General features: G+C 49.9%; 11 protein-coding genes. 5 read left to right on the top strand and 6 right to left on the bottom strand.

Features of this window, described 5'->3' with window-relative positions; all coding sequences use genetic code 11:
• The first annotated feature begins 531 nt into the window (after positions 1–531).
• Complete coding sequence (locus LQ567_RS06985) at positions 532–2,076, top strand: sulfatase (protein WP_231003557.1); 1,545 nt, start codon at positions 532–534, stop codon at positions 2,074–2,076.
• 76 nt (positions 2,077–2,152) lie between these two features.
• On the opposite strand, the gene LQ567_RS06980 is transcribed toward LQ567_RS06985, so the two are convergent.
• From LQ567_RS06980 to LQ567_RS06960, 5 genes are all read right to left on the bottom strand, one after another.
• Complete coding sequence (locus LQ567_RS06980) at positions 2,153–2,470, bottom strand: DUF6122 family protein (protein WP_231003555.1); 318 nt, start codon at positions 2,468–2,470, stop codon at positions 2,153–2,155.
• Between the two features lie 170 nt (positions 2,471–2,640).
• The gene (locus LQ567_RS06975) at positions 2,641–5,100 is read right to left on the bottom strand and encodes a heavy metal translocating P-type ATPase (protein WP_231003553.1); all 2,460 of its coding nucleotides are present in this window, start codon (positions 5,098–5,100) and stop codon (positions 2,641–2,643) included.
• Positions 5,101–5,143: 43 nt separating this feature from the next.
• Positions 5,144–6,988 (bottom strand): chloride channel protein, encoded by a 1,845-nt coding sequence (locus LQ567_RS06970; protein ID WP_231003551.1) that lies wholly within the window; start codon positions 6,986–6,988, stop codon positions 5,144–5,146.
• A gap of 125 nt (positions 6,989–7,113) precedes the next feature.
• Positions 7,114–8,583: a sensor histidine kinase gene (locus tag LQ567_RS06965; protein WP_231003549.1), complete on the bottom strand. Its 1,470-nt coding sequence runs from the start codon at positions 8,581–8,583 to the stop codon at positions 7,114–7,116.
• Positions 8,583–9,287 carry a response regulator transcription factor gene (locus tag LQ567_RS06960; protein WP_231003547.1) on the bottom strand — a complete coding sequence of 235 codons (705 nt, stop codon included), beginning with the start codon at positions 9,285–9,287 and terminating at the stop codon, positions 8,583–8,585. Before LQ567_RS06960 ends, LQ567_RS06965 begins: the two co-directional genes overlap by 1 nt.
• A gap of 242 nt (positions 9,288–9,529) precedes the next feature.
• Between LQ567_RS06960 and LQ567_RS06955 the strand changes: the two genes are divergently transcribed.
• From LQ567_RS06955 to msrB, 4 genes are all read left to right on the top strand, one after another.
• Positions 9,530–10,828 carry a spondin domain-containing protein gene (locus tag LQ567_RS06955; protein ID WP_231003545.1) on the top strand — a complete coding sequence of 433 codons (1,299 nt, stop codon included), beginning with the start codon at positions 9,530–9,532 and terminating at the stop codon, positions 10,826–10,828.
• A 92-nt stretch (positions 10,829–10,920) separates the two neighbouring features.
• Positions 10,921–11,553 (top strand): peroxiredoxin-like family protein, encoded by a 633-nt coding sequence (locus LQ567_RS06950; RefSeq protein ID WP_231003543.1) that lies wholly within the window; start codon positions 10,921–10,923, stop codon positions 11,551–11,553.
• 5 nt (positions 11,554–11,558) lie between these two features.
• The gene (gene msrA, locus LQ567_RS06945) at positions 11,559–12,266 is read left to right on the top strand and encodes a peptide-methionine (S)-S-oxide reductase MsrA (protein ID WP_231003541.1); all 708 of its coding nucleotides are present in this window, start codon (positions 11,559–11,561) and stop codon (positions 12,264–12,266) included.
• Positions 12,267–12,293: 27 nt separating this feature from the next.
• Positions 12,294–12,800 (top strand): peptide-methionine (R)-S-oxide reductase MsrB, encoded by a 507-nt coding sequence (msrB, locus tag LQ567_RS06940; protein ID WP_231003539.1) that lies wholly within the window; start codon positions 12,294–12,296, stop codon positions 12,798–12,800.
• A 137-nt stretch (positions 12,801–12,937) separates the two neighbouring features.
• On the opposite strand, the gene LQ567_RS06935 is transcribed toward msrB, so the two are convergent.
• Positions 12,938–13,786, bottom strand: a complete 849-nt coding sequence (locus LQ567_RS06935) for an N-acetylglucosamine kinase (RefSeq protein ID WP_231003537.1) — start codon at positions 13,784–13,786, stop codon at positions 12,938–12,940.
• Positions 13,787–14,102 lie beyond the last annotated feature (316 nt).

Genomic DNA, 14,102 nt, shown 5'->3' with positions numbered 1-14,102 from the left:
ACAGCCGTTGAAATGCCGGCGTCTACCGCAACGTGAACAATCAGCGAGGAACGAACAAACAGTTTTCTCCCGGCGTTTCCTGGAAGGTACGTTTGGAGCAGCACACAGCCGTTGGAATGCCGGCGTCCACCGCGATGCGAATACAAAATCAGCGAGGAAGGAACAAACCGCTTTCTCCCGGCGTCTCCTGGAAGAGAGGTTGGGAGTAGCCACAGCAGTTGGAATGCCGGTGACCACCGCAACGCGAATACAAAATCAGCGAGGAAGGAACAAACCGCTTTCTCCCGGCGTCTCCTGGAAGGGACGTTGGGAGCAGCACACAGCTTATGAATCACGCATCCAGATCCCGCAGGATCAGCGCAAGCACAGGCATCGAAAGGCACTGCATACGAACAATAGAAATGGCGCAACGGAGGCTCGTTTTCATCTAAAAATAAGCGGTTATAATTCAGCAGCAGTTTGTATCTTGATCCCTGAAAAGTATACCCTGCCTGTCCGGACCCATCTCCGGGCGGTTATATAATAAACGAGATGCAAATAAAAAAAATCATCCTGCTGCTTTTGGTGGTCCTGTCCGGGACGAACAGCCAGGCTCAAAAGAACGCGCGGCCGAATATCATTGTGTTTTTGGTAGACGACATGGGGTGGATGGATACATCGGTTCCCTTTGCAGACAGTATAATGCCGTTGAACCGTCGGTATCATACACCCAATATGGAACGGCTTGCTGCAACGGGAGTAAAGTTTACCAATGCGTATGCCCAGCCGGTTTGCACGCCCTCACGCACCAGCATGCTAACAGGCATGAACGCTGCCCGCACCCGCATCACCAACTGGACATCGCCCGATAAGAATATAGATTCCGATGCCGGTGATCAGCAGTTTGCTCCATTGGGCTGGAACCGGAACGGATTAAGCAGTGTGCCGGGTACCGGGCACACTGCTTATGCAACGCCCTTTCCACAATTGCTAAAAGAGGCCGGGTATTATACCATACAGGTAGGCAAGGCGCATTGGGGCGCTGCCGGTACACCGGGTGCCAACCCTTATAACCTGGGCTTTATGGTTAATATTGCGGGTCATGCCGGCGGGCATCCCCAAAGCTATTTGTCGGAACAGCGCTATGGCAATATGCCGGGGAAAGCACAGATGCAGGCCGTTCCAGACCTGGAGGAGTATTATGATACCCATACTTTTTTAACAGAGGCGCTAACGCGGGAAGCGCTTAAGGCCCTGGAAAACCCCATTCGCCGGAAGGAACCGTTTTATTTAAACATGTGTCAGTACGCGGTGCATACGCCCATTATGGCCGATCCCCGTTTTGTTCAAAAATATTATGACGCGGGTTTGGATAGTGTTGAAGCCGCTTATGCCAGTTTGCTGGAGGGGATGGATAAAAGTTTGGGTGATATTATGGACTACCTGCAAAGAAAAGGAGTGGCGGGTAATACGATCGTCATCTTTATGAGCGATAACGGTGGCCTGGATCATCATCAACGGGGAGGGGCCGTCAATACACACAACTCCCCGCTTCGTTCGGGGAAGGGTGCCGTTTACGAAGGTGGCATACGCGAACCAATGATCGTTAAATGGCCGGGTGTGACCCGGGCGGGCACCGTAAACTCCAGCCCGGTGATCATAGAGGATTTTTTTCCATCCATCCTGGAAATGGCCCGGGTAGGTTCTGTACACACGGTTCAGCAGGTAGACGGCCGGAGTTTTGTGCCGCTCTTAAAAAACATACAAAAACCGGCAGCGCGCCCATTGATCTTTCACTATCCCCATAAATGGATCAATATCCGTACAAACGAAGAGGCAAAACTGGGCATCAATTATTATACGGCCATGCGCTATGACCATTGGAAGCTGATTTACCGGATGCGTACCCAGGGCTTTGAACTTTATGATCTTTCAAAAGACCTGCGGGAAACCAACGACCTGGCGCAGGTGGAAAAAGAACAGGTGAAAAAACTGGCGCTGATTTTTGGCAGAACCTTGAAGGAACGCTCGGCTCAAATGCCGGTTGATAAAAGAACGGGCAAAGCAGTGCCGTTCCCAGATGAAGCCATACAATAGTTACGTATGTGTAAGACCGGCAGGATGCCGCCAGGTACCGCAAGTGCCGTGAGCGGGCTGTGTTCGAAGAAAGCGGCTAACAATGGAGCCGGCTGAAAACGCAATCCAGTGCATCGGTGCCCATATGTAACAGCAGTCCCAATGCGATGACCCGCGTTCTGCGAAAGAACAGTAAAATAACATAGATGCTGATGGCCCAGTAACTGTGCAGGGGATGGAAATTGATACTGCAGCGGCAGGCATCAAATACAGGGGTTGCCAGCAGGTGATCAATATCCACCAGCATGGTAGCTATTAATACCAGATAGATCTTCAGCCAGTTGCTCCGGTAACAGGTATAAGCAAGGATACCCGGGAAAACAAAATGTAAAAAATAATGGACCAATGACTGCATAGGGCCGGAAGATACTCAAAAAGCAAGTAGAGTGAATGAATTTATAGGAAGGGATACAACTGTTATTGCGCACGAAAAAACCGGATGACCACTAATTTTTTATGCATAGGAAACGTTGCTATATCTGGGCATATCTCTGAAATCGGTGAACGCCCTGTTTGCTTTGCGCTTTATTTTTTATAGCCCAGTAAACGCAAGGCATTAAACACCACCACCAGGGTAGATCCTTCGTGTCCGATCACGGCAGGCCCAATGTCTGCAATACCCAGGATGGTCAGTGGTATAAGTACAACCACCATTCCCAGGCTTAAGACCAGGTTTTGCCGGATGATGCGCCGTGCTTTTTTGCTTAAGCCAATTGCAAAGGGGAGGTTTCCCAGTTTGTCGGCCATCAGGGCGATATCAGCCGTTTCCAGGGCTACATCGCTGCCGGCGGCGCCCATGGCAATGCCCACGGTACTTTTTGCCATGGCCGGGGCATCGTTTACACCATCGCCTACCATGGCAATACTGTTTTCAGTAGTCCGCAATTTTTCAATGGCGGCCACTTTTTGTTCGGGTAAAAGGTTGCCCCAGGCTTCGGTGATACCGATCTCCTTCGCTATAGCCTCGGCTACTTTTTGGTTGTCGCCGGTAAGCATGATCATTTTCCGGATGCCTGCCTGCGTTAATTGTGCAAGCGTGTCCTTTGCATCGTCCCGGGCGATATCCATAAGGGTAATGATACCAATGAACCGGTCGTTCTGTTGCACCAGCATGGTGGTATGGCCCTTGCCTTCCAATGATTCAGCGGTGGCGGTTATATCATCCGGAAGCGGGTTGTTTTTTTCGATGAACAGTTCTTTGTTACCTACCAGGATCACGGCCCCATTATAACAGGCCTGGATACCCCGGCCCTGGATGGCCGTAACACTTGCTGCTGCAGGCACCGTTCTTTTCAACCGCTCGGTACCGCCTTTAACAATGGCCGCGGCCAGGGGATGATCGCTTAACTGTTCTACTGCAATAACAATTTCAAGCAGCTGTTCTTCTGTTATCCCGTTAAGCGGATATACGCCGGTGAGTGTTGGCCGGCCTCTGGTGAGGGTTCCGGTTTTGTCAAATGCGATGGCTGAAAGGGCTCCCAATTCTTCCAACGGTTTGCCGCCCTTGATCAATACGCCGCCCCTTGCGGCTCTTGCCACACCGCTTAACACGGCGCTGGGCGTTGATATGGCCAGGGCGCACGGACTGGCTGCAACCAACACGGCCATTGCCCGGTAAAAACTGGCGCTAAAAGGTTCGTCAACAACCAGGAACGCCAATAGCAAAATCGCTACCAAAATAAGGACCGAGGGCACATAGTATTTTTCCAGCCGGTCCGTAAAATTCTGGGTAGGTGATTTTTGCGTCTGGGCTTCATTCACCAGTTTGATCAGTCGCGCAAGGGTACTGTCTGCAGCGATCCGGGTTACTTTTATTTCAAGGGTGGCACCACCGTTGATGGAGCCCGCAAACACCTTGTATTGCGCTTCCAATTTGCCGGCACGTTCCGGGTCCATATCCGGATCTGCTACCGGTATTTTATCTACCGGGATGCTCTCGCCGGTAATGGGCGCCTGGTTTACGCTGCTGCTGCCTTTTACCACGATTCCATCGGCAGCAATTTTCGAATTGGGTTTTGCTACAATGATGTCACCTTGTTTTAAAGCGTCGATGGCTACCTCCCTGAGGTCGTTGCCTGTTTTTAATAATGCCGTTTTGGGCGCCAGGCTGGCCAGGGCTGCAATGGATTTTTTTGCTTTTTCCATTGCGTAGTGTTCCAGGGAATGTCCCAGGCTGAATAAGAACAGCAATAATGCGCCCTCGGCCCATTGCCCCAATACGGCGGCACCAACGGCAGCTACCAGCATAAGAAAGTCGATCTCAAATGCACCCTTGCGGATCCCTTCAATGGCTTCTTTGGTAGTATAGAAGCCGCCAAAAAAATAAGCAGCTATATAGCAGCCAAGAGGAATATATGACGTGATGCCGTTTACAAAGGACAATCCAAAACCTGCGCCGAGGAAGCCTCCGCAAATGAGCGCAAAGAACAGCTCTGTTCGCTCACCAAAGAGGCCCCCGTGCTGGTGCTCGTGGGTGTCGTCCCCATGCGCCGCATGTGCTTCCTTTCCGGTTTGTTGCGGATGGGTATGAAAATCGTCTACATTGCGAATGCGGAGTCCTTCTTTTTTGATTTGTTGAAGGATGGCCTCAGTTGAGGTTACGTCCTTTTGGTATTCCAGCTGGATAAACCCGGTGCCGGACACCGCAACAAATTGTATACCCTGCTGCTTCCGCAACGAGCCTTCAATAACCCGTGCATGGCGCGGATGGCGGACGCCTGTGGTATTGATGAGTAAATGGCCGTAGCGTTCGGTCATTTCAGCACCGGCTTTTTCAGCAATCTGTTCTACCTCGTTCAGCGAAATTTCGGAGGGGTTATAATGAAAACAAAGTTGTGCTTTTTGGTTTTCACCGGCTGGAATAACGTGTATTTTGTCGATGCCTCTTTTGTTCTGGAGATGGCTGATGATCCGGGCTACGCAGCGGTCGCGCTCATCCGGAATTTCCGGTAGCAGCAGGTCGAGATTGATCCTGGTTTTTTCCATGTTCATTGTTTTTGCATTGTTATCCTGTAGAAATGGCTTACTGTTACTCGGAATAGGTCTGCATCAGCTTGCGGTAATTTAAAAGAATATTGGATTTGGAAATAAAGCCGATGAACGTTTCGTTATTATCAACCACCGGTAATTGCCAGGCCCCGGTTTCGTCGAATGCTTTAACCGTTTGAAGCATATCCTCATTGATGTGTATGGTGGTAGGTGGCGGCTTCATAAGAGATACAATCTTTATGGAGCCGGGATCAGGCGCAAACAACACCGGCCGGATATCGTCCAGTGCAAGCACACCGCAAAGTTGCCCTGTGGCCTCAACAACGGCGAAAATATTCTTGTTACCGGTCTTAACGAGTTCAAGCAATGTGCTCAGCGAATCATTGGGCGAGAGGCGCTGCGCCTGTTTGTCGATGAGGTCTTCGATATGCAGCAGTGACAACAGGTTTTTATCGTGTGCCGTGGTAAAGATCTTTCCTTCATCGGCCAGTGGTTTAAGATCCGGTGATATGGGGGAGAAGCGTTTTGCGATCAGGTAAGAAATTACGGATACAATCATCAGCGGTATAAAAAGATCGTACCCGAAGCTGGACTCTGCAATAAGGAATATGGCAGTTAGCGGTGCATACAGCACACCGCTCATGACTCCGGCCATTCCTGCCAGTACCAGGTTGGTTTCGGGCACCTGCTCAAATCCTGCCAGTTTACAAAGCAGTGCAAACAGGTAGCCCAGTGTGCCACCTGCAAATAAAGAAGGGGCAAAATTTCCGCCGTTGCCGCCGCCAAATAAGGTAAAAGGGGTAGCAAAAGCTTTGAGGATACAGATCAGCGCGAGGAATAGGATCACCGTCCACTGCGTTACATCAAAATAGCGGAAAAAGCTGTTGTGAAGAATGGCGGATGCCTGTCCGTTACTGAACGCTTTTACGGCGTCGTATCCTTCTCCAAATAAGGGGGGCAACAATACGCAAAGGATCGAAAGCAATGCGCCGCCCACCATTGCCCGCCGCATTTTAGAGAGCTTCATCCATTGAAACCAGTGCTCCACTTTTTGGCTGACCAGCAGAAAGTAACGGGCATAGAAGGCGGTCAGCAATCCCAATACCAGGTAGTAGAGGGTGTTGAGGTAGTTAAACGGTTCTCTTGCATGAAACCGGAACAAGGCGTCTTCCTGTAAGATGATCTTTGATACGAGACTGCCGCAGACGGCTGCAACCACCAGTGGTATAAAGTCGGTAAATACCACGCCTGTAAGCAGGATCTCAAAAGCAAACATGATGCCGGCGATGGGTGCATTAAAGGCCGATGCAATACCGGCTGTAGCTCCGGCCGCCAGTAGTAAGGTACGCTCTTTATAATTGAGCTTATAAGTTTGCGCATAGTTTGACCCGATGGCAGCGCCCGTAACCGCTATCGGGCTTTCAAGACCGGCGGAGCCGCCCAATCCTACCGTAACCGCACTTTGAATGACCTGCGAGTACATTTTAACCGGTGAAACAATACTGGAATTCTGTGCAATTTCATACAGGATGGCCCCGATCCCTTTGCGGGACTGACCTTTGAAGAAGGTGATCACAATAGCGGTTGTGAGCACAATACCCAGGAACGGAAAGATGATATAAAACAGGATCTGGTATTCAAAATGGATCTTATAGGTGATGAAGTAATGAATATGATGTACCAGTGATTTTAAAGCCACACCAGCCAAACCCGAAGTAATGCCTACGAGGATACCGGAAAGGATAAGGAACTGCGTCCGGTTCATGCGGCTTTTTAACCAGTGTAAAATGACTTCGTAGCCTTTTGCTTTCCGGATGCTGTACCGGGTGAAATTCCGTTTAAACCGCAAAAAACTATGATATTTTCTTAAGTAGCTTTTTTTCATCTGTAACGAATTGTCCGTGCGCAACACAAAGATATAAAAAGCAATGATGTGCCCGGGTTGCGCAAGGTAGCACTTTGTGGCATAAGACAGCGGTATAAAAAATGTGTGCTGGCCGCAGCATACCGCTAGCCGGGGACGACGAACCGGAACGTGGTGCCCTTGCCGGGTTCGCTGATCATATCAATAGTGGTATGATGTAATTCCAGTATTTTTTTTACAATAGCCAGGCCGATGCCCATTCCTTTTTTGGGCGTGGATGCTTTTCCCAATTGTTTATACCGCTCAAAAATAAAGGCCTGGTCTTCCGGGGCGATGCCGATGCCGGTATCGGCTACCTGTACTTTTACACCCGTTATGGCGGGCGAAAGTAGAATCCGGATATGGCCACCGTCCGGTGTGAATTTAAAGGCATTGTCCAGCAGGTTTTGAAATACCCGTTCTGTAAGGGCAATATCTGCAAATACGCGTGGCAGTCCGGGAGGCGATTCGAGGTCTAAACGAATCGAACGGTCCGCAGCTTTCAGTTGATACGCCATCAAAATATCGGAAGCCAGCTCATGGATGAAAAAGGGTTCTTTTTCCGGTGTTACCAGGTTGGCTTCCAGTTTGGCATATTGAAAAAGCTGTTCAACCAGTACCGATAGCTTTTGTGCACTGGTATGAATTACCGACAAATAGCGGGCTGTGTCTGCATCAGAGAGCGCATCTTTCTTCATCGTCAGGGTTTCGATGTATCCTTGCATAATGGATAATGGTGTGCGCAGGTCGTGTGATACATTCGCGATCAGTTCCTGCCTGAACTTATCGGTAGCCGTTATTTTGTCGATATTGCTTACAATAACATCTGCCATTTCATTAAATGTGGAAGCCAGCAGGCCCAGTTCTCCCTTGGCGTTTCCGTCAATGCGGGCGGAATAATCGCCTTCTTTAAACCGTTGTACAACGGCGGCGGTTTTGCGAACGCTGTCTGTTATCAGGAAAAATGTGATCAGCCCTACGATCAGGGCTACCATCAACGCTGCAAAAAAGATCGAACTGCTCAGGCGAAGGTATAAATGGCTGTTTAACGCGGATAAAACTTCCCGTTGTTTTTCACTGGCCAGCACAGCGTATACATATCCGGATAGCTGGCCGTTTTCGGTGATGGGTGCAACGGAAAAAATAGCCGGTTCCCCGGGTTGCTTCGGATTGTCGCCCATGGGGCGCTCCCCGTTTTTAGCGGCAAGCCATTTTTTAACGGGAAGCATGTGCACCTTACGGATCTGTACCGTAGTGTCGGGCACCACAAAGTCGGTGATATTGCCGGCCGTATCCAGCAGGTAAACCTCCACACTGGGGTTGGCTACCATTGTAGAATGGATAATATCATGCGTAACGCTGGTATCCGGTTTCCCGTTTTTGATGGGCTGCGTAAAGGTAGCCAGGTGTTGTGCGATATCGCCATATAATTGTTGATGCGCTGCTGTATAGTACGTACTGGAGAACCGGGAGGCGATGAATACAAACACAAGGCCAAGCACGATCAATACAACGGTAAACACGGCCGCGATCTTCCAGAACAGCCAGTTGCCCTTTATGGATTTTTCCTTTTTCATTAGAGTTCTTCGTTAAACCGGTAGCCCACGCCCCAGGTTGTTAGTATATATTTTGGTACGGAAAGATCGGCTTCTATCTTTCCCCGCAGGCGGTTGATATGACTGTTCACGGTATGCTCATATCCTTCAAAATCGTAGCCCCATACCAGGCTCAGCAATCGCTTGCGGCTATAGCTTTTCCCGGGATTAGAGGCCAGCAATACCAGCAGCTCAAACTCTTTTGGAGAAAGATCTACCCGGAGTTCGTTCAGCGTAACCTTCCGTTTGTCGCGATCGATCACAAGCCCGTCGAACCGGATGACAGCAGACAGGGTGGGGGCAATGTCCGAAGGGGCGGATTCTTCATTCCGCCTGAAAATTACTTTTACACGGGCAATAAATTCCCGTATGCTGAAGGGCTTGGTAAGATAATCATCAGCGCCGGTTTCCAATCCCATCACTTTGTCGATCTCTTCCGACAGGGCAGTCAGCATCAGGATCGGTGTATGCCGGTCCGTTTGCCGGAGCCTCCTGCATACTTCCATACCGTTTAAGCCGGGAAGCATTACGTCCAGAATGATGAGATCAAAGCGGCGGTCCTTTGCCGTTTGCAAACCTTCCTGCCCGTTGCTTACCGCGGTGATATCGCAACCGAGGTCTTTTAAGTGGATCTCCAGCAGCTCTACCAGCTCAGGATCGTCTTCAAGAATGAGTACTTTTTGCATAATGTTGAATACCGTCTTTTATTTCAGGCCACCAGGAATGAGCACAGCAGCCCTTGTACTGAATAAGTATACTGCCCTCCGGAACCGGTGCTGTGCTGCTACCCGGAACATTGCATCCGATGCTGTTAAATGCAAATTTCAGGAAAAAGCCGTTCAAAATGCGGCTGTGATACTTTTGTTATAACTCCGTTATGTGTTTGGGATCTTGTTTAGGTTCTTTTGTATTCTAAAATAAATCAAACATGAAAAAGAACATCATCCGATCCGTTGCCGCTGCATGTACAGTGGTATTGATGGCATCCTGCAATAAGGGAAATGAGATGCCGGAAATGCAAACGAGTACCATTACCATCGAAAACGTGCTGGACAGTAGGCCCCTGGTTGAGTCCGGAATGTTTAAAGGAACCGGGGCGCAACCGGTGGTGCTGCCCGGGCAATCGGTTTCCTTTTCTTTTTATGCGGCCAAAAACCAGCGCCTGACTTTTGCAACCATGTATGGATGGAGCAACGACCTGTTCTTTGCCCCGGAAAACCCCGGCATTCAACTTTATAATAACGATGGCAGTCCGGTTACCGGCGATGTATCTGCGCAGATAAAACTATGGGATAACGGAACCCGGGTAAACCAGGCACCCGGTGCTGCCGTTATGCACCCGGGAGTGGCGGAAGCGGGTCCGAAGAATATCAAGGTGGTCAGCGGTATGGATGATGCCGGCAATGCTTACCTGCCGGCATCCCAGCTGATGCAGGCTACATTAAGTTATAATGGAAACTCGCAGTTTACCCTTACGCTTAAAAATGTATCGGGCGGTACGGCCAATGAAACACCGTTTAGTCCGGGCGTATGGGCCGTTTCTTATGTGGCAGGAGGGAACCTTTTATTACAGGAGCCCATCTACGCCGCAGGTAAACTTTCCATGAACGGGCTTACCAATATTGCAGAGATGGGAGATGTTACGGTGCTGAACCAGTATCTTACCAGTCAAACCGGTATTTTCACGCCCCTGTCTCCGGTGCTGGTAGTGGTATACGCAGGTATGGCAAATCCCTTTTATAAAACCGGGGAAAATGACCGGGGAGAGGGATTGAAAGACCTTGCCCAAAAAGGAAATGCCGATATACTGGCCGCTGCGTTGAAAACCAAACCCGGTGTCAAAAGCGTATATGTACTGAAAGATGCGGCGAATACGGTGCTGCTTCCAATGATCAACGGAGCCGCCGGCGGCAAGGTATCACAGCAGCTTTCGTTGCAGACAGGCGACCGCATCGCAGTTGCAACGATGTATGGCTTCTCCAATGACTGGTTTTTTGCCACCATGGGTAATGATATTGACGGGTCTCAAACGGGTGATGTATCCGCATCCATCGGGCTTTTTGATAATGGTACGGCGATGAGTCAATATCCCGGCGCCGGTGTAACGCAGGCTAACCTGGCAGGAACGCCCCTGCAGGAAAGCAAGGCAATTGAGGCCGTGCCCAATCCCAATGCATACAATACGTTGCCGGCAATTACAAAAATGATTAAAGTAACCTTACAATAAAATGCGCTATGCCAAATAAACGATCATCGTGTAACGGGAGAGTAGTGAAGCATCCGGCCCCTGGCCCTGCCCTGCGGTGGCACCTTCCGGTAATGCTTTTATGGATAGGGTTACTGGCCGGATCGCCATTGGACGGGGCCGCACAGGAATCCCTGTCAGCAAAGACGATGGCCGCGCGCCCTCCGGAACTACCGGAGGATATCAGTCCCCTGCTGATAGGTGAGCCCATTCCTCCAACAATACTCCCGGATAAAGAGGGAAACCTGCTGGATCTGAACAAGGCCGTTGCTGAAAAACCAACGGTACTGATCTTTTACCGTGGTGGCTGGTGCCCCTTTTGTAACCGGCAGCTTTCAGACTTGCAGGGGATTAACAAAATCCTGGTTAAAAAAGGATTCCAGGTGGTTGCCATCAGTACCGATAGTCCCGGCCTGCTGAAAAGCACTGCTGAAAAAGGAAGGCTTGATTATACCTTACTGTCGGATGCCGATGTGGCAACCGCCCTGAAATTTGGTATTGCCTACAAGGCTCCGAAACAATATACCGGAATCCTTTCAAAAAGTACCGGTGGTAAAAACAGCGCGTTTCTTTTGCCGGTTCCGGCGGTATTTATGCTGGACCGCAAGGGGACCATCCGTTTTGAATACATCAATCCTGATTTTAAACAGCGCATTAGTGGCGCCTTGTTGCTGGCTGCAGCCGATGCACTTTATACAGAACTTTAAACGAAATGAAAATGCAAATCAGCTCTATATTGAACAAAGCAGTCTTCAGTTGTATGTTGTTGCTGTTGCTTACGCAATCATCCTGCGGGCAGCAAGGGGTGCCGGTACAGCATTCAAAAACATTCCAGGAAATGACCGGCAGGAAGGGGATCACTCCTGGCAACAAAACGGAAACCGTGCCCCGCGATACAGCTACTTTTGCAGCGGGATGTTTCTGGTGCGTGGAGGAGCAGTTCCGGCAGCTCGATGGTGTGCTGGAAGTAGTGTCGGGATATACCGGCGGGCATACGGTAAACCCCGGCTATCGCAGCGTGTCTGGCGGTACTACCGGTCATGCCGAGGCCTGCAATATTATTTATGATCCCCGCCGCATTTCGTATGATGCGCTTTTAGCCGCTTTTTTTGTGGCACACGATCCTACCACATTAAACCGGCAAGGGAATGATGCCGGTACGCAATACCGTTCGGCTGTCTTTTATCATAACGAAATACAGCGGACGCTGGCGGCCTATTATATTAAACGGCTCAATGAAGAACACGTATATCCGGGCGCTATTGTAACGGCGGTAGAACCCTTTTCTGTTTTTTATATGGCAGAAGCGGCGCACCAGGACTACTATGCAAACAACCCGGAAGTGCCTTACTGCCGCATGGTAATAAAGCCCAAGCGGGATAAATTCCGCGAAGTGTTCAAGGCTCAGCTGAAACAATAATGTATCATTTATAAAAAAGGAGGGTATATGAAAATGATCTGGATGCAACTGCTTTTTATGGTGGTGATTTGCTATAGCTGCCAGGCGCAATCCGGTGCCGGCCGGCAGCTGAAAAATCCGTATTATTCCAGAACCGATACCAGTCCGCTTCATGTAAGCAACAAGGAGTGGAAAAAGATCCTGCCGGGAACGCTGTATGCAGTGGCAAGAGAGCAGGCTACCGAACCGGCGTTTACCGGTAAATACTGGAACAGTACAACAAAAGGAACATATTATTGCGCCGTATGCGGGAACAAGCTCTTCCGCTCAGACGCCAAGTTTTCCAGTACCTGTGGCTGGCCCAGTTTTTTTGAAGCGGTACGGCCCAACAGCGTGTACTACCGGGAAGACCGGTCCTATGGTATGCAGCGTATTGAAGTGCAGTGTGCACGCTGCCGTTCACACCTGGGGCATATTTTCGATGATGGACCGCCTCCAACGCATAAACGGTATTGCATGAATGCGGTTTCCCTGGATTTTGAACCGGACAAATGACCATGCGCCGGAAACTATACCCGGTTCCCGGCACATTCTTTATTAAAAGATCCCGGTTGAATTTTGGAGCGGTGTGCTCCATACGGGAAGTTACAGTTGCCGGGATTTTTCGGTGCAGATGCCACTCGCATCCGGTATCAGGATTCCTGGTGGTACCGGGTAAGTCCCTCAATGGCGGAAGGAAATAGATTGCCCACCCGTACTCCATGCGCTGCGGCTACCTGTGTAAAAATATCTTTCAGATGAAAGCCCACCGATCCTACCGCGTTAATGGAATAATGCTGGTAATCCGGGTACCGGGTAATGATCTTTTTAAAGAAATCGTCGAAATTGGTAGTGGCCAGTTCCCGGCAATAGGGATCCTGGATATGATCGCCCGCAAACGCCGCAAACCCGGCACAATACCGGTTGGGCGTTTTTGACGTATACACTTCGTTGATCAGTTGTTCGGGTGTAAGCCGGTACCGGTTTTCAAAACTGTTTTTAAGTTCCGCCGGCATATCGCCCCGGATATACCCGGCGATGACCATTTTCCCGAGATAGGATCCGCTTCCTTCATCCCCCAATAAAAATCCACCGGATTCGATATTGTGGGTAATATGGGTGCCGTTATACAACCCGCTGTTGCTGCCCGTTCCCAATATGGCGGCAAAGCCGGCTTCCTTTTGCAGCAGGGCACGGGCCGATGCCAGTAAATCGGTTTCAAGCAGGATGCCGGCATGCTGGAACACCGCATTGATCCCCTCTTCCAAAACCGCATCGGCTTCCTTTGAGTAGCCCGAGCCGGCACTGTAAAAATGTACCTCCTTTATATCGCTTTTGTGTTGGGCCAGGCTATCCGGCAATGCTTTTTGTAAGGACTGGGTAATATACCCGGCATCAACAAAGAAGGGGTGGTATCCTTCTGTTTCAAAATGATAAACCGATGGGCCATTGATGAAGCTCCAGGAAGTTCTTGTGGCACCGCCGTCTGCGATGAGAATCATTGTGCTGCGTATTTTTAAGAATGAAAGGAATAAGTTTTATGCCAGGCGATCAATAATCGGGATGATAATCGTTGAACGTTGTGCTGCTTTTTCTGTTTGCGGCGCAAATCAATGCCTAACAGTATCAAACCAGGACCGGTTCCATGTCCATCCGGATCCCTGGTTCCGGTAACCCGTGATGATCAAAATGATTGCTGTTCAATAAGTTACGATGCAATTCCAGTCTCGTAGCCGTTCTTTGTTGCGGGGATCCGGTAAGCGCGTCGCGGATCCTTTTTTAGATTCAAAAACCGCAAAATGCTGTTTTTTGATGCGG

It is taken from the genome of Niabella pedocola (assembly GCF_021044425.1).
GTDB classification, from domain to species: Bacteria; Bacteroidota; Bacteroidia; order Chitinophagales; family Chitinophagaceae; genus Niabella; species Niabella pedocola.
The sequence above is the reverse complement of the archived record's forward strand: the minus strand, read 5'-3'. Positions and strand labels throughout refer to the sequence as shown.